Raw genomic sequence first — 21,480 nt, forward strand, 5'->3', positions numbered from 1 at the left:
GGACAACTCTTGCGCAAGTGCACCGCTCCGCCTGATTGGCTGGCCCGCGTGTCAGCCACGGAAGAAGCGAGGCGCCTCGCTCCAGAAATGCCATGCGGGCGGCTGCTCGCGGATATAGCCGTCGAGCCAAGCAAAGACATCCTGACTCAAGGACTGAAGATCCGTCGGCACCCCCATCGCTTTGAAATGCAGAAAGCGCTGACCGTTGTTCAGGTCAATGCCCGTGATGAACAGCGTGACAGGCAGCTTCTTCTGTACCGCCAAACGAAGTAAACCTTTGGGAACCGAGGCCTTGGCCCCCAGCAACTGCACCTCCAGGGAGCCATCCACGGCATCGGCGGGCACGTCAACCACGGCCATGATCTGGCGCTGATCGGCCAGCGCATCAAGCACCGGTCGCAAGCTGGCGGCCGTATCAATCGTGGGGCCCCGCAATTCGCGCGCGATCTGGGCCGTGCGTGCCTTCGCATAGGCATGCATGATGGGTCGACCAGCAAAGTGTGCACTCTGCAATGAAGCAACCAGCATGTGCGCCTGCATGCCGTTCGCGGCGGCATGACGCAAAGCCCACATGCCCGCCCCCCAATGGAAGGTGCACAACACCCCTGCCCGCCCGGCCTCTGGCCAAGCCCCTTGCACACGCAGGTGGCGCTGCATCCAGCGGCGGCTGCGGCTGCGGGCCAGGTAGAAGTCGGCATGGTCGATCAGGGTGACCAACCTGCGGGCACGCACCCACTGCCGCTGGGCTGGCTCGTCGGCCCCGGCCCAGCCACGCTCGCGCGCCTGGTGCAAGGCGGCCGTGGCGGCCTCGCGATAAAACCAATCCCAGCGCACCAGGCGCTGGAAGATCCGGAAACACAGTGGCCAGGGCAGCACAGCTGCCAAACCGGGCACCAACACCAACTCCAGCAGGTCTCGGGCCTGCAGACGCCACCAATCCAGCCTGGATCTCACGATGTGGCCCAATGGTGTGGCAGACGCACCAGACCAGGAACGACGCTGGGATACACCAACCTGAAGTACAGGTGCTGGTACCACTGCTCGTACACCACCAAACCCGCCTCATCGAACAGGTAAGCACTCAACACATACTCGCCCGAATGCAGGGGCAGGTCTGGAAAAGTGACGGTCGCGCGCCACAGCCCCTCACCCTCAGACACAGGCTCGACACCGTCGGTCTGGGTGGTGACCGAGGTGATGCCCGTGCCACGGGCTTGCTCCAGCATCACGCCGATATGGGGCCGTTCACCTGGGGCCACCCTTGCTCGTACGGTGACCACCAGATCGGGGTGCGTCAACAGGGGCGGCGTTGAAGCATCGAGATGAGCCACCTCAAGCGATAGGATTTCGGCACGAATGCCATCGGCCCGCTGCCGCGGCAACGCTGACGCGCCGCCCTCGACTGCACCATGATCGGACAACGCGCCTTTGTTGCTGGCCGGCTTGGCCTGATCTTCCTGCCGACGCAATTCGCTTTCATACGCGCTCAACACCGATTCGGTGTCGCCGAACGCGACCACTTGGCCCTTGTCCAACCACAAGGCCTTATCGCACAGCCGCCGTATGTGATACATGCTGTGCGAACAGAACAGAATGGTGCAGCCGTTTTGCCTGAAGGCCTCGATGCGTTCAATGCACTTCTTCTGGAAGTTCTGGTCACCCACGGCCAGTGCCTCGTCAATGATCAGCACATCGGGCTCAACCGCCGTGATCAGCGCAAACGCCAAGCGCACCACCATGCCCGACGAGTACGATTTGACAGGCCGGTCTATCGCCTCGCCCAGCTCCGAAAACTCGATGATGCTGTCGGCCAGCGCAGCCAGCTCAGCCTCTGAAATACCGATCAGGCGGCCACCAAAAAACAGATTCTCTCGGCCTGTGAAATCGGGGTGAAAGCCGGCGCCCAACTCCAGGATCGCGGTGACGCGCCCTTGACGCTGCAAGCGCCCTTCCGATGGGCGAAGCGTACCGGCAATCAGCTTGAGCAATGAGCTTTTACCAGCCCCGTTGTTGCCTACCACGCCCATGCATTGGCCACGCTGCAGGCTGAAATTCACATCTCGCAGCACCCAATGGCTGCGGTAATGACGCCCGCCCAGCACGAGCGACTTGAGGCGTGCTCTGGGGCTGTCATACAAGCGGTATTCTTTGCCCACGGCTTGCAGACTCAGAACCGGCTCATGGCTCGTCGGCCAAGACGGGCTGACAGGGCGAACGAGTCCTCCGCGGGTCTGAATGGGTCTGGAATCTGTCATAGCCAATCCACCAGTTGATCACGACAGCGCTGCAAAGACAGGCCCAACAACAGGGAAACCCCCGCCACCCAGGCCAGCGCAGCGCACCACACGGCCAGATCCGGCCAATGGCCCTGCAGCAGAATGGCCTGGTAGCCCAGCACGAAGGCCGTCATGGGGTTGATCCACAGCACCCATTGCCAGTTTTCGGGAAACTGCGAGACCGGAAACAAAACCGGCGACAGAAAAATGCCCAGCGACAGCGTGAAACCCACAATCTGCGTGGTGTCGCGCAAGGCGGCCGCAAACACGGCAAACAGGTAGGCCAGCACAAACGACAACAGCAATTGCAAGGCCAACAAAGGCAGCATCGCCAACAAGGCTGGGCTGCCATGATGATATGGAATGTAAGCTACGGTGAGCAACAGCAGCAACGGCCCGTAGGTCAGGGTGCTGGCCAGTACCGAACGCGCCGGAAACAACACCAGCGGCAAGGCGTTCTTCTGCAACAAGCCCCCGGCATCGAGCAGGCTGTTCATGCCCCGCCCCAAGGTATCGCAAAAGGCCATCCAGGGCAAAGCGCCCACGATCAGATAGGCCCCCACGGCCCGCACCGGGGCCTTCTCGCCCAAACGGGCGGCAAACACCACGTCAAACACCAGGTAGTACGCAGCAACGGTCAGAAGCGGCTGCGCAAACGACCACAAGGCACCCGCAGCGGTGCCGGCGTAGCGCGCGGACACCTCCCGGCGCGTCAAGGTCCAAAGCAAGGCGCGAGCCCGAATCAACTCGCGCACATCGTCAAGCAAGGTAGAAATCACGTTATTGGAACCCAAGGCATGACAAAGCCCGTGCAGGCCGGTCTAGACTTGCACGGGCAAAGAGCACGGGCTTATTTTTGAGAGTTGGCAAAGGCTTCGACATTGGGCAGCTTGATCTTGCCCAGATCGCCGATGCGCTTGGCTTCCTTCTTGCGGCCTTCGTCGATCACGCCTTTTTGAACTTCGGCGATCAGATCGTCCTTGACCTCTTCAAAGGGCTTGACGCCAGCGGGCTTGTGTTCGGTCAGCATCAGGATGTGGTAGCCGAACTGCGACTCAACAACATCGCTGAGGTCACCCGGGTTCTTGAGGGCAAAAGCAGCATCCTCAAAAGGCTTGACCATCTTGCCACGGCCAAACAGGCCCAGGTCACCGCCGCGGGCTGCGCTGCCCGGGTCATCAGACTTGGCCTTGGCCAGGTCGGCAAAGTTGGCACCGCCCTTGAGTTCGGCCAGGATGGCCTCGGCCTTGGCCTTGTCGGCTGCGTGGTCGTCGCCAAACTTCACCAGAATGTGGCTGGCCTTGACCAACTCAGCCACTTCGTATTTCTTGCTGTTGGCCTTGTACGAGGCCAGGGCCTGCTTTTCAGCCTCGGCGGCGGGCAAGGCATTGTGGCGGTCCAGGTGGACGATGGCGTAATCCATGAAGGTCTTTTCGCGCCCCAAGGCCAATGCCTTTCGGGTGTCTTCATCTTTTTCAGCCCCGGCCTTGATGGCATCGGCGGCCAACACCTTGCGAGTGAAGATGTTCAAGGCGATCTGCCCAACCGTCTCGGGCTTGGACAAGGCCGTTTTGCGTTGCTCAGGCGGTGCCGTCATGGTTTCAACCAAGACGTCTTGATCGGTCACCTGCACACCACCCCCTTCCAGCAACACCACGGGCTTGTGATCTTCAGCCAGGGCAGAAACGCTGCACAACAGGGCTGCCGACAGGCTCAAGGCCCAAACAGAGATCGAATGCTGAACAAAAGTCTTCTTCATGGGATTCAAACTTAAAAAATGACAAAGAGGATTGGAAGCGAAAGAAACGCTTCTGTTCCCACTCATTCTTTGAATTTCAAAAAAAAAGCGGGGGTTGAAGCCCCCGCTTTGTTTGGTCATCAAACACCTGCGAAGGTGTTTGAAACAAGTGATTACTTGTTCACGCGGTGACCGAACAGCAGACCGAAGTTGCCGGACACGCCAGCAGACACGGCACCGTTCACAGCCTTTTCAGCGCTGTAGCCAATGACCGGCAGACCAAAACCAGCACCAGCAGTCAGCGAGGTAGCAGTTTGCAGAGCGAAGGTACCGCCAGCAGCCGTAGCGATAGCACCAGCGGTGCCGATGCGCATCCAGCCGTCGGTAGCCGGCAGCGAAGCGATGTTGTTACGAGCAACCGAAGCACCCAGCACGCTGGAGCCAGTGTTGTTGAAGGTCACAACAGAGGTTTCGCCGCAGAACTGAACCACGGTCGGGGTGCCAGGCGACACCACGAAGCCACCAGTAGCAGCTTGCTCTTCTTGACCGTAAGCAGTCAGCGGGTTCACGGTATCAGCCAGCACGCAGATTTGCTTGCCAGAAACCACGGTGTTCTTCGGGCTGAAGAACGGGTAGTCGGTGCCAGCCACAACAGTCACGGCAGCACCGGTGCTGCTCGAGATGAAGGTGGTAGCAACGGCTGTGGAAGCGCTAGCGTAGTTAGTGAACACGCGGCCATCACCAGTCGCAGCAGCGTAGGCGTAGTTGAAGGCGGTGTTGTAACGGCGGGTCGGCGACGAGAACACCCAGTCGGTAGCTGCGTTGATCAGCGGGTTGGTCAGGTATTCGTTAGAAACCGACGAAACCGACAGAGCACCAGTCAGGCCAACAGCTTGAACCAGAGGAGAGATCAGGTTGCCAGCGCCGTCAGCAACGTTAGCCAGGCCAGTGTAAGGAGTCGACAGATCAGGCTGGTCATAGTAGGCAGCAGCGATCAGCGGAGCGCCAACAACATTCTTCAAACCAGTGGAATCAGCAGCCAGCGACGTACGCAGCAGAGGATCAGCGGTCAGAGCGTCCACACCCACGGCAGCGGTTGCAGTGGCTGCAGCCAACGAAGTCACCTTGCTGGTGGTCAGGGGGTTAGCAGTCTGGGGGAAGAACACCAGGTTACCAACACCACCCGAAGCAACCAGAGCCGTAGCGGTACCGCTATAGGTCGTGGTGTTAGGCACATTGATAATGGTCCAGTCAGCGAACAGACCGCCCGAAGGGTAGGTCAGACCCAAAGTTTGAGCCGAGCTAGCCAGGGTGGCGGCATCAGCAGGACCAGTCACGCCGGTACCTGCAGCAGAGCCAGTGCCACCGCCAACGATGGCGGAGCCAGCGGCGTTGGTTGCATAGCCCGACGGATCGGTAGCCAGAAGACCCAGAGCGGATTCAGCGCAGGTCGGCACGCCAGAGGAGTGCTTGATCGCGGCGAACAGCGGGTTGGTGGTCAGAGCCAGGTTGCCCGGGCCGGCGATCTGGTCAGAGGTAGAACCCTTCGGCACGTCGGCCATGTTCAGGATTTCAATGTAACCTTCGCGGGTTTCATTGGCCAACTGAGCAGCGGTGTACGAAGCCGGCAGACGGCCGGTGGGGAAGGCGGTGCCCGACACGACGGCGGGGCGGGTGCACGACTTGTCGTTGGTGGTCAGCACCGAACGGCCGTCAGCACCTTGGCTCACGTTGGCGGTCCAGACGTCGCCGGGCGACATGTAGATCTGGAAGTCAAACACGTCGTCAGAGTTGGAAGCGCCGCGGAAGCGAACCTTCACAGCCTTGCCGTTCTTTTGGTCGGTGTTGACGATGTTCAGCAGAGTGGCATTGCCATTCTGGGTGGTGAAATAAGGCACCAACAGGATGTGACCTGTGCCGTCTGTGCTTTGCTTCAGGGAAGTAGCACCACCGGCAGAGGGAGTGAACACAGCAGCAGAAGCGCCGCCAGCAACACCCACGCCACCAATGATGGCAGCGATGCTCAGGGAAAGAATCCTTTTATTCATGAAAACTCCAGTTAAGAGAAGAAATGTTGGTAAGCGCAACTACCAAAATTGATTACGCCTCGCCATCCTAGCACATGCATAAAACGGGTTGCACCTGTAGAACCTAAGCAAACCCGCACTGTTGAGTAAAAGCAACAAGTTGGGTCAGTTCGTGGGTGCGCCTCCTTTGCAGTCCTTGTTATGACCTCTGTGAGCCCGGTTTATTTCTGTATGAAGTGGCGCCATTGCCCCTCTTCCAGCAGCCAAGTCTCATTGAAGTACGTGCTGATATTACCGCCAAAACGGCTACCCAGCGGGGGTTTGGATTCAAGATGTATGCGGGCATCACACTTTTCAGGAATGCACGTCACCTCGATAGCCTCACCTTTGATCCACAGACCATTGGCGATGCGGCTGCGGTAGGTGTCGTACGGAGTGATGCTTCGATACCCTTCGGTCAGCATGGCATAGGCTTTCTCGAGGTCGCCCTTGACCAGCAGCTGCCAGCGCTCGTCGGCCCGCTGCTTGACGATCTCTTCAGGCGTGAGCTTGGGTTGACTGGCGCAGCCTGCCAAGGCCAGGGTGGCCACGGCCAGCGCGGCCAAGGCTGCACACGAGGTTTTGACGGAGAAACGGCTGGGGAATTCAAATGCCTTCATCATGACTTTCTGTTTAAACGCAAATCGGCGCATTTCAATCACTTCAAGGTAGAAACACTGGGGGGCGTTGGCACCCGGTTGGGCGACATAGACCCGGTCCCAAATTGGATATTGCTGAGTGTCAGGCCGCGCATTTTGTCACGCAGCTCGTCGCTCACGTCACGGATCTCTTGATCCGAGCGCACCACTTTGGGCGTGATCACCACCAAGAGTTCCGTTCGGTTGCTGCCCACGTTCTTGGCACCGAACAAGGCCCCCACCACCGGAATCGAACTCAAAATCGGCAAACCAGCGCTGCTGTTGGACTTGTTTTCGCGGATCATGCCACCCAGCACAATGGTTTCGCCCGAGCGCACCGCCACCTTGCTGGAGACTTGGCGCTGGGTGAAGGGGTATTGCCCCGTGACCGCGTCGGGCACGGCGGCCACATCGGTCACGTTCTGGTTGAGTTCCATGGTGACCATGTTGCCGGCATTGACCGAGGGGGTGACCATGAGGTTGACACCCGTGTCCTTGTATTGCACGTTGCTGGTGACCACCCCGGTGCTGGTGACCGAGCTGCCACCCGAAATCGGCTGTTGTGTGCCCACCGTGATGTTGGCGGTGTAATTGTCAACCACCATCAGCGAGGGGCTGGACAACACGTTGATGCTGGTTTCAGACGCCAGGGCGTTCAATACCGCCTGAATGCTGCCGGCCGAGTTCTTGAGGGTGTAGGTAAAGCCCTGCGCCACACTGGAGATGACGCCCGTCGAGTTGGTCGTCAAAACCCCGGCGCCCGTGCGGCCATTGGACAGGCCGTTGTTGAATGCCCACTGCAAACCATACGACAGGCTGCCCGTGAGCGACACCTCGACAATGGTGGCTTCGATCAGCACCTGGGTGGCGGGCACATCCAGCCGCTTGAGGGCGGCCTCGATCTTGTTGAAATCAGCCCGGTTGGCGTAGACCAGGATGGCGTTGTTGGCGCTGTCGGCAATCATGCGCACGCTGGGCCCCAGGTTGTAGCCCGTGACGTTGGCGGCATTGTTGCTTGCCGCCGTGGCCGTGGTCGATCGGTTTCCCCCCAGGGCGCTGCTGCCCAGGCCACCCGAACTTGAGCCACCGAGGCTGCTGGAGCTGCCATAGCCCGAGCTGTTGCCGAAAGCAGAACTGCCCCCCAAGGTGGTCCCTGCTGAACCGCTGGTCAAGCCCGGCGCGACACCTGTGTTGGCGGTGCTGCCGCCACCGCTAGCGCCGAACAGCCCCCCAATGACCGAGGCCAGGTGCTTGGCGTTGCCGTTCTGCACCGGATAGACAAACAACTGTGCTTCGCCGCTGTTGTTGCTGGGCTTGTCAAGGGTGTCGATCCAGTTCTTGGCCTCTTCAAGGTAGGCCGCCCGAGGGGTGACCACCATCACGGCATTGAGCCGCTCCACCGTGAGGATGCGAATGGCACCGAACAGCGGCAGCGACTCATTCACGCCACTGGAGGCGGCAGCCGTTGCATTGCTGCTGGCCCCGAGCCCGCCCGATGCCAGCGCCGTGGCCACACTGCCGGGCGCAGCAGGCGCAGGGGCACCAGATGCGCCGGCGCTGCCACCAGTACCCGCCGAGAGCAGCTTCAGCGCGGCCTCGACCTCTTTGGTCGTGACATATTTAAGAGGAAAGATGCCCACCGACATGCCCTTGAGCAGGTTGACGTCGAAGGTGCGAACCAGGTCCAGCCAACCTTCGGCCTGCGAACGCGAGCCGCCCAAGACCAGCAGGTTGCGCACACTATCCACCCGCAACAGGGCATCTGGCGGCAGCATGGGCTTGAGGATCGCCGCCATTTCGTTGGCGCCGATGTACTGCAAAGGCACCACAATCGCGCCGGTGCCCGGGGGCAAGACCTTGCCGGGCTCCATCTGGCGCACAGCAGGCCCGATGCCCTTGAGCACCTCGGGCTTGCCCACGTGGTAAACACCACGCGGGTCGCGCACCATCTGCAGACCATTGGCCTGCAGCGCGCTTTCCAGCAGAAACACCGCCTGATCGCCCGAGACATCGGTGCGCGTGGCCAGGGTGACCGTGCCCGAAATGGGGGGGTGGATGACGAAGTCGGCGTGCAGCATGTCGCGCATGAGCACATTCACCACGTCTTGCACCGGCGCGTCTTCAAAATTGAACGAGGTGGGCGCCGTGTCAGGCAGGCCTTGCAGGCGTGGCGGCGCCACCACGATGTCCGTGCCCCGCGTGAGCGTGGGTTCGGCGTCTGGAGGCGCCTCCGCTTTGATGGCGGTGCCTGACGGCGACGCAGTGGGCTGGGCTTTGGCCGGCGCGGGCGTAGGCGCAGGGGCAGCCACGGGTGTAGAGGCCGCCGGTGCTGCGGCCTCAGGAGCAGGAGCAGGAGCAGGAGCAGGAGCAGGAGCAGGTGCTGGTGCTGGTGCTGGTGCTGGTGCTGGTGCTGGTGCTGGTGCTGGTGCCGCCTTGGCAGGCCCTGCACCGCCAATTGCAAAAGGATCGGCAGCGCCTGCCGATGCCTTGGCAGCTGCAGGTGCTGCAGCCTTGGCCGGTGCGGGCGTTTTGGCAGGTGCGGGCGCCGGAGCAGCGGCCGGAGACGCCCCGCCACCAATGGCGAAGGGGTCTGCGGCGGCGATGATCACGTCACTGGTTGCGCTGCAGGCCAGTTGGCTGATAGCCAGGGCAACCGCCGTGATGACGAAGTGTTTGTTGTTCATAGTCAGTAAATCGCAATCTCGCAAAAGCAGTTGCACCAGCTTTGCAGGCCGGGCAAGCCAAAAGGGGTACACCCCGCATCCAGCCGAAGCACAGCGGCCGAAGATCGACCCCGGGTTGGGCAGCAGGACGGGCGCATGGACATCAGTAACGCCTTGGTGCCACGGTGAGGCTAAGGGTTCGGAATTCAGTGCCGCGCACAAAAACGACGTCACGGCCCCGCACTTCCTGGATCTTCCATTCGCCAATTGGTTCACCCACTCGCAACCTTCGCACCTTGCCGTTGAGGTTGGCCAGAATGCCCCCGCTCTCGCCCTCTTTGTAAACGCCCACGATCTTGAGATCGGCCAAGGGGTCGACGGGTTTGGGCGGCGGCGGGGGCGGCGGCGGCGGCGGCGGCCGGCGGGTGGACGAGAACAGGGGGCGATCCACAATCACGACAAAGCGGCCCACATCGGCATCGCCACCGGCAGCGCCACGCTGCAGGCTGACCGGATCGAGGGCCAGAGCCTGCGCAGCGGGTGGCGCCCAGACCATGTCGCGCAAGCGGCCGTCCGCGTCCACCCACAGGTAGCCTAGTGCCCCCAGCAGCAGCAGGTTGACGCCCGCCAGCCCATAACCGGCGTAGCGTTTCAACAGGAAACCGGGCTTCATGGATTGGCCCTCAGCACAAAAAAGTTGAGTTGGCCCGTCAATCGCACCGGCGCGTCGGGCTTGGCGTAGCTGAGCACCTGCACGGTCATGCCATCCAGCAGCAAAGCGGGGGCAACCTGTGAGCTGATGGCCACCATGACCGTCTGCAAGGGCACCATCTCGCCTTCAAAGCGCACGGTGATCGGTATGCGGTCGAACTGCTTGTCCTGCTTGGCAGGCAGCACCTGGCTGCTGACCACATCCAGGCCGGATTTGCTGAAAAAGTCGCGGATGCGGCGCTGCGCATCGTTGCCTACCTGGGAGGCATCCTGGCTGGCAGGGTAGACGTACATATTGACCAGTTGCTCGGACTGGTCCACGGCATCTTCGAGTTGCTCGTGCTGTTTTTCCAGCCCCAGCAGGCGGGCATAACGAGGCTCAAGTTGTGACAACTGGGCCTGCCCCCATTGGTGCTTGAACGCCACAAAGGCGGCACACGCCCCCAAAGGCAGCAGGATGAGGAGCAACCAGGCCAACAGGCCGGCCACCCGGTAGGCGCGCGGGTCGAGCTTCATCGACCACCTCCGATCGAGAACGGGTCTTTGGCACCAGACGCCGGGGCCGGTGCAGGCGCAGGCGGGGGCGCCGAAACCGCAGCAGGCGCCGCGGGTGGTGTCGGCAAGACCGCGGGCAGCGGCGGTGGGGGTGCCAGCGGTGCGGCCGACACGTTGCTCTTGGGGCCCATCAAGATCCCGAAGGCCCCGACCGACGCGGCGGCACCCGTGGAGGGTGGCACGCTCGGCGCAGGCGTGGCGGCGATGGGCGCGGTGAGGGCCGGCGCCTTGGCAGTGCCCCCGGCCCCGACGGCAGCCGGGGGCGCTGTCACAGGCCGGCTTTCACGCGGGCGTGGCGCCGGTGGCGGAGGCACCGGGTCGTCAGCGCGCATGGCCTTGGTGTCCAGCGTGAACTCGATATTGAATGCCTCTTTGGTGGAGCCAGGCTGGCGCACAGCTGCCGATGGGGCCTTGACGTCTTTGAACAAGGCTTCAGAACTCAGCTTTTGCATCAAACTCGCAGCATTCGGCGTCAGTCCCAGAATCGTGACCTTGGTTCCTTGCACCTGCAAAGATTGCAGCCAAGTGTCGTCGGGCAGCGCGTCAGTCAACAAGGCGATGACGCGCAAGGGCTCGACCCTGTCTTGCAGGATGCCACTGAGGTCGCGCAAGGTATCGGTGTACTTGACCAGACTTTCCCGCTCAGCCACATAGGGCGCCGCCCGCTTGCCCAGTTGCTGATACTGGTCCAAAGCGGCCAGCGCACGCGATCGAAGTTGGACGGTGGGCGTGACGGCGATCGGAATCAGCCAGAACAGCGCAAGCCCGAACAATGCCACCCGTGCCCATCGACCACGCTGGCGCTGGCGCTGGCGTACGGCTTCGCCAAAGCCATTCAACAGAACGAACTCGGGGGGCTCGGCAGCCGCCCCCGAAGCAGGCTCCAGGGGTACCCATATCTCAGGCAACCGCCCCTCCGGCAACGCTGCCAGCGATTCACAGGAGGCCTGCGACGCCAGGTATCGGGTGATTTGCCGACGCGAACTCAGGGCCAGCACCACATGGCGCTGGCCGCCCAACTCGCCGCGCAGCCGGTAGCCGAACACCAGGTCGGACGCCGAAAAAGGGCTGGACGTGCTGGCCTCCAGAGCCAGGGCCTCGTGCATCTCAGACTCGCCCACCAGGGGCAGGTGCAGTTCACGCGTCAGGCACAGATCGGCCGGGATCTCGAGCGCCAGGTGCGAACCCGACGTTAGCCCTGCAGCAGGGATCAATTCAATCTGCCGGGCATGCGAATCCGGCACCAAGTACTCGCGCCCATCGGTACGCAGCAGGCGTACCGGTACCGGCGGGGTCAGCCAGCCCAGGGCAGGCCAGTCGAACACGCCGCGCAGGGGCTCGACCATGGCCTGGCCCAGCTTGCGCAAATCGAGCCCGAAAAGGCTTAAATCAGTGTTGGTCAACGCCATGAAGACATTCGTAGGAAATCAATAAGAAGGCGGCACAGCACTATCGCGGCACGATCCGTGCATCAGCACTGTAGATCCGCCAGGGCAGGCCATCGCGGGAGGTGGGTGTTAGGGCAACATCACGCGTCACCAGCCACTGCCGCCCCCCGTCCACAGAAATGCTCACCTGTAGACGAAAGCGATTGCTCAACGCCGTGTCTAGAAACGCGGAATTCAAGCGGGTCATGTCGGCGGTCGCGCCCTGCACATCACGGGCCTGGGCCATCTGACGGGCGGCCAAAAGATCACCGCCGCTCAATACAGCCAGCACTTCCGGCGGTGCGGCCAGCGCATTGACCCGACCCGACCCGCGCTTGTCAGCCATCAATAGGCCAGAAATATTAGCATAGAGGTCAAAGCCGATCCCCGGCACCTGTAGCAGGTCTTCGGGGGCGTCAAAACCCACGATCTGCCCGGAGGGGTCGGGTTTGTCGCGTTTTTCAACCGCCCTTTGCGCCAATTCGTCGGCCACACCTGGAGGCACACGACCTGCCACAGAAAACACCTGACTCAACAGAGCAGCCGGCGCCCCATTCACATTGACCAAACCCGTCATGGGCATGACGGCCACCTCCATGGGCAAGCCCTGGAAGACGACCGGCAACACCATGTACCGATTGAAAGATTCTTTTTGAACCTGCATCTTTTGCAGCACGATCTGAATGGCCGCGGCACCCAAGGCCTGGGCCTGAACGGATTGCTTGCTCATACCGACCATGCGTGCGTCCTGCCGGGTGACCTTGACCAGGCCAGCCACGATCAGGCTCAGGGCCGCAACCAGCCACAGCACCGCGATCAAGGCAATTCCATGCGATCGGAGCGATGCCTGCACAGCGCCGGCGCGGCGGTTCGCAAGCACCGTCATTCGTCAACCCCGCCACCGATGGCAAAGCCACCCCCACCGCCAACCGCCGTACTCGGCACGGCGCGCATCGGGATGATCAGATCAGGCCAATACAACTCACTGGTCTGGACACGCAGACGCACCCGAGCCGGCAGCTGGTTCTGGCGGTTCAACACGGCATTCGGACTGCTCATCAACCAGGCCGACTGCCAGGCGCCCGGGGCCAGGCGCAGGTCTTCGTATTCGATCGAGAATGCCTGCAGATGATCCACCAGCACCCGGCCTTCGGCCTGAGACCAATCCGGAAAATCCTGTCCAGGCACCCAGGGCGTGTAACGCAGGGTCAAAGCGGCGCCCTCGTTCCCACCGCCTTCAACGGCAAGGCGAAAAAAATAACGTCCGCCAATTCCAAAGCGGGCCGGCATGATGCCGATCCATGCCATGGCGTCCGCGGTACCGACGAAGTAATAGGGGCTTTGATCAGCAGCGCCGCCCGGGGGTCGCTTACGCATCACGACACGCCCCAGCGACGACCGCAAAAATGAGGTCGCCGACCGGAAATCGTCCAAGCGGCTTGATCGGGCATCGATCCGATTTTCAGTTTGTGCCATGGTGCGCAAAGCCGAACTCATGGCCAGCATCACCAGTGACAGCAAAGACATGGCCACCAACAACTCCACCAAGGTGAAGCCGCGCGACGACCTGGATGAAGGCCCAGAGAACCCGGCAGACATGCCCATGTCAGCCACCTCCCGGAAGAGTCGGCTTGAGCTGAGGCAGGAGGGTGACTGTTTCAAGGCTGCGGCTCCGATCGCCATCGGCCCAACTCACCGTCAAGAACACCTGGTGCAAGGGCGCCACACGGGTGTCGTTCAGAGACTCAGGCCAGGGTTGAGAATCCACACGCCAATTGAAGCCACCGCTGACACCCGCCTCATGCCACCCCTCGGGGGGCACGGCATCCCGCCAAGCCAGCAGGGACTCCATCACCACCACGGCACGCTGCTGCAACTCGACATCAGCACTGCCGCGAGCCGCCCCGCCGCTGGCGCGGTACAACAACCCCATCGACATGCCCATGATGGCCAAAGCGACCAACAGCTCAAGCAGAGAGAAGCCTCTGCTGTGCCGCCGCCGCAAGCGATTGCGACGGTCGCTCATGGGTTCAGCGCTTCGGCATGGACACGACCCGACATCCAGTCCACCCGCAGGCGCGTCCCTACGCCCGGCGAGCGCAGGACATCAATGCTGCCGCCGGTAGCGCCGCCATCCGGAAGAAACAGGATGGCTGCGACCTGGCCCGGGATAAGCTCGCTACCCGCCACCGTGGCTTGGATCTGGATAGAGTCCGGTATGGACCGGGCAGGATGCCCGTCGGTGCCGTACATGCGTTTTTGCAGATCCACACGAAAGCGGGTACCGACGCCGGTCAACTGGGCTTCATTGCGAGCCGCGCGCATGTCTGAAACCATCGAACGCAGGACATCCCGGTACTGAGCACCATCACGCATCTTGCCAAAAGCAAACGGCACCACCGACACGATCAAGGCCATGATGGCAAACACCACCAGCAATTCGATCAGCGTGAACCCCTGCTGAGGCCCACAACCCGTGCCATGCCGACGCCGCCCCATGGCCGAATCACTTGGCGTTCTTGATGTCGGCGTTCTCACCCTCACCGCCCGCAGCACCATCGGCGCCATAGGACAGTAAATCGACGTTGCCTCCGCTCAAAGCGTACTTGTAAGGCTTGCCCCAGGGGTCATTGGGCACGCCGCCCTTCAAGTAGGGGCCATTCCAGCCGTTGGCAGAGGCCGGCTTGGTCACCAGGGCGTCAAGACCTTCTTCTGTGGTGGGGAAACGGCCGACATCCAGCTTGAACAACTCCAGCGACTTCTCCAGATCGGCGATCTGCACCCCTGCCGTTTTGGACTTGGCGCCGCCCAGTTGATTCAGCACCTTGGGCCCGACCAGACCGGCCAGCAGGGTCAGGATGGCCAGCACCACCAGCAATTCGATGAGGGTAAAGCCCTTGGCACGACGAATCGAGGGCTGACGACGATTGAACAACATATGAATTCCTCAAGCAGAAACGATTAAACAGCCAGGTCGTTGATCGACAGAATGCCCAGCAAGATGGAGACGATGATCGACGCGATCATCAGGCCCAGCACCACAATGAGCAGCGGCTCGACCAGGGTCAGAGCGCGCTTGATGCCGACCTCGACCTCCCGATTCAGGATATTGGCCAGCTCCAGCATCATGGGTCCGACGCGACCGGTCTCTTCACCAACTCGGATCAGATTGATGGCCAGAGGTTCAAAGATTCCGGAGGCTGAAATGGCATCAACCATCTTGCCACCCTCTTTGACCATGGGCCCGACCCTGGAGAGGGCTTGCCGCAACACCCCGTTGGTGACCGTTTCGGTCGCGATGTGCAGGGCCGTCAACATGGGCACACCATTGCCCAGCAGGGTACCCAAGGAACGGGCAAACAGGGTCAGCTCATACTTGAGCATCAGGCGCCCGATCAAAGGGGCTCGCAAAAGCCGGCTCTGCCACCACTGGCGCCCTGCAGGAGAACGAATCCAGCGCGACACCAACCAAGCCAGCAAGGCTGCCCCCCCAGCCAAAAACACGCCATAGTCGGTAAAGCCTTTGCCGACATTCATCACGATTCGCGTCGGTAAGGGCAAGGCATCACCCATGTCGTTGAACAACTTTTCAAATTGGGGCACCACAAAACCCAGCATGGCGATCAAGGACAACACCGCCACACCCAGCAGGATGGCCGGGTAAATGGTGGCAGACACCACGTTTTCACGCAGGGCCCGCAAGCGCTCCATGTGCTCGACCAAACGCTCCAACACGGCCGACATCTGGCCACTGACCTCGCCTGACCGGATCATGTTGATGTAGAAGTCACCAAACAGCTGGCGATTCTTGGCCAGGGCCTTGCTGAAGGCGGTTCCACCCTTGACATCTTCGAGCAGCCCCTGGGTCAACGCGGCCACCGAAGGCTTGTGGCTCATGCCGATCAGCACACGCAAGGCATTGTCCAAAGCCAATCCAGCACGCAACATGATGGACAACTCTGATGTCAAAAGCAGCACGTCCGATTGATTCACCGGCCCTCGGCCCATGCGCTGAGGCGCCTGAGCCACCAAGCCGCCCTGGCCTGCATCGGCATCCCCTACCCCAGCCTCGCGGATGCTGAGCGGTGTGAGTTGGCGCAAGCGAAGTGCCTTTTGCACGGCAGCGACGCTGGCAGCTTCAAGGCGCCCGTCCTGCATCTTGCCGCCCGCATCGGCGGCACGCCAGACGAACTCAGGCATCGCCCTGGTCCTCCGTCACGCGCAACAATTCGTCCAGACTGGTCACGCCAGCGGCCACTTTGCGCAGACCGTCATCATGCAAGGTCAACATACCTGACTGGATGGCCAATGCATGCAACTGACTGGCATCCTGCCCTGCCACAATGGCCCGACGCATAAGTTCATCAAGCACCAGCAGTTCGTGAATGCCAGTGCGGCCCTGATAGCCAGAACCGCGGCAGTGTTCACAGCCCACGGCCTTGTAGATCGGCTGGCCCGGCTGGCAGAAGCGGCCCAGACCAGAGCTGGCCAGCACTTCGGGCGAAGGGGTTTCGGGCTGCTTGCAATGCTGGCACAGGGTTCTGACCAGTCGCTGGGCCAACACGCCATTGACCGAGGAGGTGATCAGATAGCCTTCAACTCCCATGTCCTTGAGGCGAATCACCGCACCAGCGGCGGTATTGGTGTGCAGCGTTGACAGCACCAGGTGCCCCGTGAGGGCCGACTGCACAGCGATCTGCGCGGTTTCGCCATCTCGCATTTCACCGATCATGATGATGTCCGGGTCTTGCCGAAGAATGGAACGCAAAGCGCTGGCGAAAGTCAGGTTGATCTGGGGGTGAACCTGAATCTGGTTGATGCCCTCCAGTTGGTACTCCACTGGGTCTTCAACCGTGATGATCTTTTGGGTTTCCGAGTCCAGTTTGGACAGTGCAGCATAGAGCGTGGTGGTCTTACCGGAACCGGTCGGGCCGGTCACAAGCAGGATCCCATGCGGTTTGGCCAGCAGTGCATTGAAACGTGCCAGGGTATCGCCAGCAAAGCCCATGCTCTCCAGGCTGAAGCGCACACTGGCGCGGTCCAGTACCCGCATCACCACGCTCTCGCCGTGCACGGTGGGCACGGTCGACACGCGCAAATCGAGTTCACGACCTTTGACACGGGTCTTGATCCGACCATCCTGCGGCAAACGACGCTCAGCGATGTCCAAATGGGCCAAGAGCTTGACGCGCGAATTCACCGCCGCACTCAGCTTAGGAGGCACAGTGTCCCCGGAATGGATCACGCCATCCACGCGGTAGCGCACATGCAACCCGTCGTCAAAAGGCTCCAGGTGAATGTCCGAGGCGCGCAGGTCGATCACCCGCCCCACAATGCTGTTGACCAAGCGAATGACAGGAGCCTCGCTGGCCAGGTCTTTCAGGTGTTCGACAAAATCACCGCCCAAGCCCTCGTCCTCAAAGCCATCGGCGTCTTCTGGAGGCGCTTCCGGCTGCGTCAGCGTTTTCTCGATGTCACTCTCCAGGCTGAGAAAGGGCCGGATGGTCAAACCCGTGGCCAAACGCAAGGCCTTCAAGATGAACGCGTCTTGTGGCACTGCCATGGCCACGTCCAAATGCTCGCCCTCATGCCGGAGGGGATAGACTTGATGAGTGACGAGGAACTCGGGCAGCAGGCCCTCGATTTCGAGCGGCACGTCGGGAAAGTCATGAGCCAGTGCCACCGGCAAACCCAACTGGCGCGCCAGCGCCTGGACGACGTCTGATTCGGACACCAGCCCGAGGCGAACCACCACCCGCCCCAACAAATCGCCCAACTCTTGCTGGGCAGACAGCGCACGCTCCAGGTCACGGGCGGTCAACTTGCCTGCATCGACCAGCAAAGCACCCAGCAGAGGCCGCGCGGGCACACTGTCGGTGTCTGCGACGGAGTCAGAGAAGTTGGGATCGACGTGCATTCGGAATCAGATGGAGTAAGGGTGAGAAGACCGACGCGTCAGAGGCAAGAGCCAAGCGGACAATGAACAAGCCATGGCACGACGAGCCATTCCAGACGCGCAATTCTGCACCATAAGCGCAGTGTCGCCCGCGAGGTACACGGAAAGGAGCCCGGCCACAGAGGCTCTCGACCGGCCGAATGGACGCAACCCAACACAGCCTGTGCTCATCCGCCTCGGCAATTCCTTGTAACACTGGTGACCCGAAAGATATGCGGATCAAGGCGAGGACGAACTGGTCCCTTCAAGAAAACCCACAAGCGCCACCTCGAAGCCTGGCAGCCGCGGAATACTGCATTGACCGTTTTTCCAGCATTCAAACCAGCCTCATACAGGCGCCACAAGTTACAGCATATCGAACACAGGCAGGTGTACCATCCCCAGAAAAAATGACTTTGCGCCACGCCCGGGGAGGACTCAGCAGAATGGAAGCGACACACAGAAACAACTTCGACTTCTTGAGGCTTGTGGCGGCCTCCTTGGTCTTATTCAGTCACGAGTTCAGTTTCACCGGAGGAACTGAGACAACCCTTCTTCCAGGGTTGACCGGCGGAAAGATGGGCGTCTATATCTTTTTCACCATCAGTGGATACTTAGTCACTGAAAGCTGGACCCGCGACCCACACCTTATCAGGTTTGTCCTGAAAAGAATTTTGAGAATATGGCCTGGCCTGATCGCCACCACTTTTCTGGCCACCTTCATCATCGGCCCCTGGGTGACCCAACTCAGCCTCAAGGACTATTTCACAGATCCTCTATTCTTTCGATACTTCAATACCCTGAGACTGGAAATTTCTTTTTTTCTACCAGGCGTTTTCGAGAAAAGCATCTACCCAAAATCCGTCAATGGCTCACTATGGACCATTCCAATCGAGGTCATTTGCTACCTCATTCTGCTCGCATTCGGCGCATGCAGAATCACGAAGATAAGCACGCTCTTCATATTTCTCAATATTTTCATTGGCTTTCTCTCCTTCAATCTACACCTCGTTACACAAGACTACTTCAACCTCGTCGATCTGGGTTTGTTTTTCTTCTATGGGGTATGTCTTTCAACCGGATCAAGATATTGGAAAAATGCACCAAAATCCATCTTGGCAGCATGCCTCATTACTTCATCAGCTTATTATTATTTTGGCTTGTACCCGCTCACCATCTGGATGACCCTCCCTTACCTGGTTATCCTGATTGGAACAAGCAGCACCCCCTGGATCAGAAATGCTGGAAAATATGGTGACTTCTCATACGGGATCTACATCTATGCCTTTCCCATTCAGCAGACAGTCGCTCACTTTCTAGGCAACGCTATGGGCTTTGCGTCCCAGCTCACCTTGTCATATGCCGTCACGCTGGTGCTGTCCTGCCTCTCCTGGCATTTCATTGAACGCCCGGCACTGCGGCTGAAACCTCATCCAAGCCCGCCAGGCCCATCCCTCGCCTCCGACACACCAGGCGGCCCTGTGGTTGACACCCCCAATCTCCTCAGAAAATAGACGGTCCTCCAGCCCCATAAAAAGTTGACGCCCGATCGCACAGCACCAATGCACTCATGAATCCCCATAAACTCTCAATCAACATCTTCTTGCCGATCATGGCGGCCGCCTTTCTGAGTGTCACCAGTGCCGGAATGGTGCGAAAAGCCTGGCCGAGCCTGCAAAAGCCGGCCTTGATGATTGCGCCCATGATCGGAGATCTAGATCCGTGCCTGTTGGGCATCAACACGCACCCCAAGCAGCCGCCGGTGCCCGCCACGTGCCTTGGCGACCGAGGATCGGCAGCTCCGCTGATCGCATCGACCCTCGAGGCCTTGGGGCCTCTGAAAAATCCGGACCTGGAACTGGGCTATACGCTGAAAGTGCCGTTGCTGGCCCTGTTGCAGAAAACTACGAAAGGGTGGGAGGTCAACCAGGCAGCGGTGCAAAGAGTGGTCCGAACCGTGGAAATGTCCAGATACCCCGCCATCGTCTACCTCTACTCCAATCATTTCACGACTCCGGCAGCCATTGAAACGGAATTGGCCGCAGACAGCCGAAACATGGCCACAACCCAGCAGGGTACGCTGCCAACCGACGACTACTACGGGGCCCCTCTGTATCCTTGGTCCATCGGCAGCACTGATACGCCGATCACCCACATGCGTGAACTGGTGATACAGGCATTGAGTCAGACATTGTGTCAACAACCGCATCAGGTGCTCAACAAAATCCGTGGCATCACCTTACTGGGAGAAACCCACCAGATGTACCCTAAATTTCAAAGTGGAATGGGGTACGAGTCGAAATATCAGATCACAGACTATCGCCCGGAATCAGTCAAATCATTCCAGGCATTTCTCAAAACCAGATTCATCCATATCACAAATCTAAACAAGGCAATTCACTCCGAATTTCAGGACTGGACCGAAATTACCCCTCCAGGCTCGGATGATCAACACGCGCGAGATGAACAAGCCGATCATTACCTAGATCCTTATGCACACGGCATTGTGCCAATCTCGGGCTGGATAATGCCCGTCGAAACAGATGAGCGATGGCCGACAAAAATATCCATCTATGTGGATGGCCGATACCAAGGAGATGCCCAAACAGGGCTGGGACGTCAGGATGTTGCCGAGGCCTTACCCGAACTGGGCACAGCCAATGTCGGATGGCGCTACGACCTGATATTCTCAAAAATGCAACCCGGAGCCCATCAGGTCGATGCCTACGTGAAGGACCGGAACGATAAGCTTATTCACATAGGTTCCCGACATTTCAAGATCGTGTCACAGTCGGGCTTGCCTGAGGTGTCACCACCAGGCTTTCAACTGCCCGCGGCCACGGAGGCCGAAAGCTCGCTTAAGCACTACATGGACTCTCCGCAGAACGATCAGCGGCTTTTCTACAACCCACTGGCGGCACTTTGGCATGAATTCCGCAACCAGCAGGTCACGGCGTATATCGCACATTTCAAGCATTTGGTTCAGACCACGTGCCTCGCGCACCGCCCCCTCTACACCCATCAATTGTTTCCATATAGCAACCCGAGTTGGGACCCCAACAGATTCAGCGTCGACGATAGTCTTCAACCCTCCAAAGATTTGCACCTGGGCATCAGCCTTTACGGTGAAGCTAGCTATGGACGCAGTTTCTTAGACTGGCTGAAACGCCACCCCCAAAGCACCTACGGGATCACCGAATTCCACCCGTTGAAGGCCATGGATGCGCCAGCACTCAGCCACGCTCTATCCCAGCATTTTTCTGGGGGTGCACGATTTATTTCCATGTTCATGGAAATACGGACTGCCGATCGACAGATCGTGGAAACACCTTACTTGTTCGGCATCGACCCTGACAACAAGGCCTACGGCTCAGACAAACTGTACCAATCATTGAAAGACGTGATTGCCAGTCCCCATGGGTTGATCGACGTCGCCCAACCATCGCGGGATCGACGCCGATGAGACGCGGG

20 protein-coding genes and 1 pseudogene are annotated in these 21,480 nt (G+C 60.1%); 3 read left to right on the forward strand and 18 right to left on the reverse strand.

Features of this window, described 5'->3' with window-relative positions:
* Positions 1-51: 51 nt before the first annotated feature.
* The 7 genes from AC07VS_RS24580 to gspD all read right to left on the reverse strand — a co-directional run bounded on the left by AC07VS_RS24580 (position 52) and on the right by gspD (position 9,027).
* Entirely contained in the window at positions 52-954 is a 903-nt protein-coding gene (locus tag AC07VS_RS24580) for a lysophospholipid acyltransferase family protein (protein ID WP_494752276.1), read from the reverse strand.
* On the reverse strand, positions 951-2,156 hold the full coding sequence (locus AC07VS_RS24585; protein ID WP_494752277.1) for an ABC transporter ATP-binding protein: 1,206 nt from the start codon (positions 2,154-2,156) through the stop codon (positions 951-953). The genes AC07VS_RS24580 and AC07VS_RS24585 overlap by 4 nt, the downstream gene beginning before the upstream one ends.
* Before the next feature lie 95 nt (positions 2,157-2,251).
* Positions 2,252-3,070 carry an ABC transporter permease gene (locus tag AC07VS_RS24590; RefSeq protein WP_494752278.1) on the reverse strand — a complete coding sequence of 273 codons (819 nt, stop codon included), beginning with the start codon at positions 3,068-3,070 and terminating at the stop codon, positions 2,252-2,254.
* A 56-nt stretch (positions 3,071-3,126) separates the two neighbouring features.
* Positions 3,127-4,035, reverse strand: coding sequence for a peptidylprolyl isomerase (locus tag AC07VS_RS24595; RefSeq protein WP_494752279.1), 909 nt, complete (start codon positions 4,033-4,035; stop codon positions 3,127-3,129).
* 152 nt (positions 4,036-4,187) lie between these two features.
* Entirely contained in the window at positions 4,188-6,062 is a 1,875-nt protein-coding gene (locus tag AC07VS_RS24600; protein ID WP_494752280.1) for a cell surface protein, read from the reverse strand.
* 200 nt (positions 6,063-6,262) lie between these two features.
* Complete coding sequence (locus tag AC07VS_RS24605) at positions 6,263-6,703, reverse strand: hypothetical protein (protein WP_494752281.1); 441 nt, start codon at positions 6,701-6,703, stop codon at positions 6,263-6,265.
* Between the two features lie 35 nt (positions 6,704-6,738).
* Positions 6,739-9,027, reverse strand: a complete 2,289-nt coding sequence (gene gspD / locus AC07VS_RS24610; protein WP_494752282.1) for a type II secretion system secretin GspD — start codon at positions 9,025-9,027, stop codon at positions 6,739-6,741.
* A 17-nt stretch (positions 9,028-9,044) separates the two neighbouring features.
* Here gspD and AC07VS_RS24615 point away from each other — a divergent pair, with 17 nt between their 5' ends.
* Entirely contained in the window at positions 9,045-9,323 is a 279-nt protein-coding gene (locus AC07VS_RS24615) for a hypothetical protein (protein ID WP_494752283.1), read from the forward strand.
* 221 nt (positions 9,324-9,544) lie between these two features.
* On the opposite strand, the gene AC07VS_RS24620 is transcribed toward AC07VS_RS24615, so the two are convergent.
* The 11 genes and pseudogenes from AC07VS_RS24620 to AC07VS_RS24670 all read right to left on the reverse strand — a co-directional run bounded on the left by AC07VS_RS24620 (position 9,545) and on the right by AC07VS_RS24670 (position 17,991).
* The gene (locus AC07VS_RS24620; RefSeq protein WP_494752284.1) at positions 9,545-10,054 is read right to left on the reverse strand and encodes a hypothetical protein; all 510 of its coding nucleotides are present in this window, start codon (positions 10,052-10,054) and stop codon (positions 9,545-9,547) included.
* Positions 10,051-10,608 carry a type II secretion system protein GspM gene (gene gspM / locus AC07VS_RS24625; RefSeq protein WP_494752285.1) on the reverse strand — a complete coding sequence of 186 codons (558 nt, stop codon included), beginning with the start codon at positions 10,606-10,608 and terminating at the stop codon, positions 10,051-10,053. The genes AC07VS_RS24620 and gspM overlap by 4 nt, the downstream gene beginning before the upstream one ends.
* Positions 10,605-12,056, reverse strand: coding sequence for a PilN domain-containing protein (locus tag AC07VS_RS24630; RefSeq protein ID WP_494752286.1), 1,452 nt, complete (start codon positions 12,054-12,056; stop codon positions 10,605-10,607). Before AC07VS_RS24630 ends, gspM begins: the two co-directional genes overlap by 4 nt.
* Before the next feature lie 40 nt (positions 12,057-12,096).
* Positions 12,097-12,894 (reverse strand): type II secretion system protein GspK, encoded by a 798-nt coding sequence (locus AC07VS_RS24635; RefSeq protein WP_494752287.1) that lies wholly within the window; start codon positions 12,892-12,894, stop codon positions 12,097-12,099.
* A 62-nt stretch (positions 12,895-12,956) separates the two neighbouring features.
* On the reverse strand, positions 12,957-13,451 hold the full coding sequence (locus AC07VS_RS24640; protein ID WP_494752312.1) for a hypothetical protein: 495 nt from the start codon (positions 13,449-13,451) through the stop codon (positions 12,957-12,959).
* A 123-nt stretch (positions 13,452-13,574) separates the two neighbouring features.
* Positions 13,575-13,757: pseudogene (locus AC07VS_RS24645) on the reverse strand (prepilin-type N-terminal cleavage/methylation domain-containing protein); the annotation flags it as partial.
* A complete protein-coding gene (locus AC07VS_RS24650) occupies positions 13,681-14,100 on the reverse strand; it encodes a type II secretion system protein (protein ID WP_494752288.1) in 420 nt (139 codons plus the stop codon). The gene AC07VS_RS24650 and the pseudogene AC07VS_RS24645, both read right to left, overlap by 77 nt.
* On the reverse strand, positions 14,097-14,573 hold the full coding sequence (locus tag AC07VS_RS24655) for a pilus assembly FimT family protein (protein WP_494752289.1): 477 nt from the start codon (positions 14,571-14,573) through the stop codon (positions 14,097-14,099). The genes AC07VS_RS24650 and AC07VS_RS24655 overlap by 4 nt, the downstream gene beginning before the upstream one ends.
* A 7-nt stretch (positions 14,574-14,580) precedes the next feature.
* Positions 14,581-15,012, reverse strand: coding sequence for a type II secretion system major pseudopilin GspG (gene gspG, locus AC07VS_RS24660; RefSeq protein ID WP_494752290.1), 432 nt, complete (start codon positions 15,010-15,012; stop codon positions 14,581-14,583).
* Positions 15,013-15,035: 23 nt separating this feature from the next.
* Positions 15,036-16,274, reverse strand: coding sequence for a type II secretion system F family protein (locus AC07VS_RS24665; protein WP_494752291.1), 1,239 nt, complete (start codon positions 16,272-16,274; stop codon positions 15,036-15,038).
* Positions 16,267-17,991, reverse strand: a complete 1,725-nt coding sequence (locus AC07VS_RS24670; RefSeq protein ID WP_494752292.1) for a GspE/PulE family protein — start codon at positions 17,989-17,991, stop codon at positions 16,267-16,269. The genes AC07VS_RS24665 and AC07VS_RS24670 overlap by 8 nt, the downstream gene beginning before the upstream one ends.
* Before the next feature lie 179 nt (positions 17,992-18,170).
* On the opposite strand from AC07VS_RS24670, the gene AC07VS_RS24675 reads away from it, so the two are divergent.
* Together AC07VS_RS24675 and AC07VS_RS24680 are read left to right on the forward strand one after the other, a co-directional pair.
* Positions 18,171-19,523 (forward strand): acyltransferase family protein, encoded by a 1,353-nt coding sequence (locus tag AC07VS_RS24675; protein WP_494752293.1) that lies wholly within the window; start codon positions 18,171-18,173, stop codon positions 19,521-19,523.
* Positions 19,524-19,579: 56 nt separating this feature from the next.
* Positions 19,580-21,472, forward strand: a complete 1,893-nt coding sequence (locus AC07VS_RS24680; RefSeq protein ID WP_494752294.1) for a hypothetical protein — start codon at positions 19,580-19,582, stop codon at positions 21,470-21,472.
* The last annotated feature ends 8 nt before the right edge of the window (positions 21,473-21,480 follow it).

It is taken from the genome of Curvibacter sp. GW821-FHT01G03, from assembly GCF_059422285.1.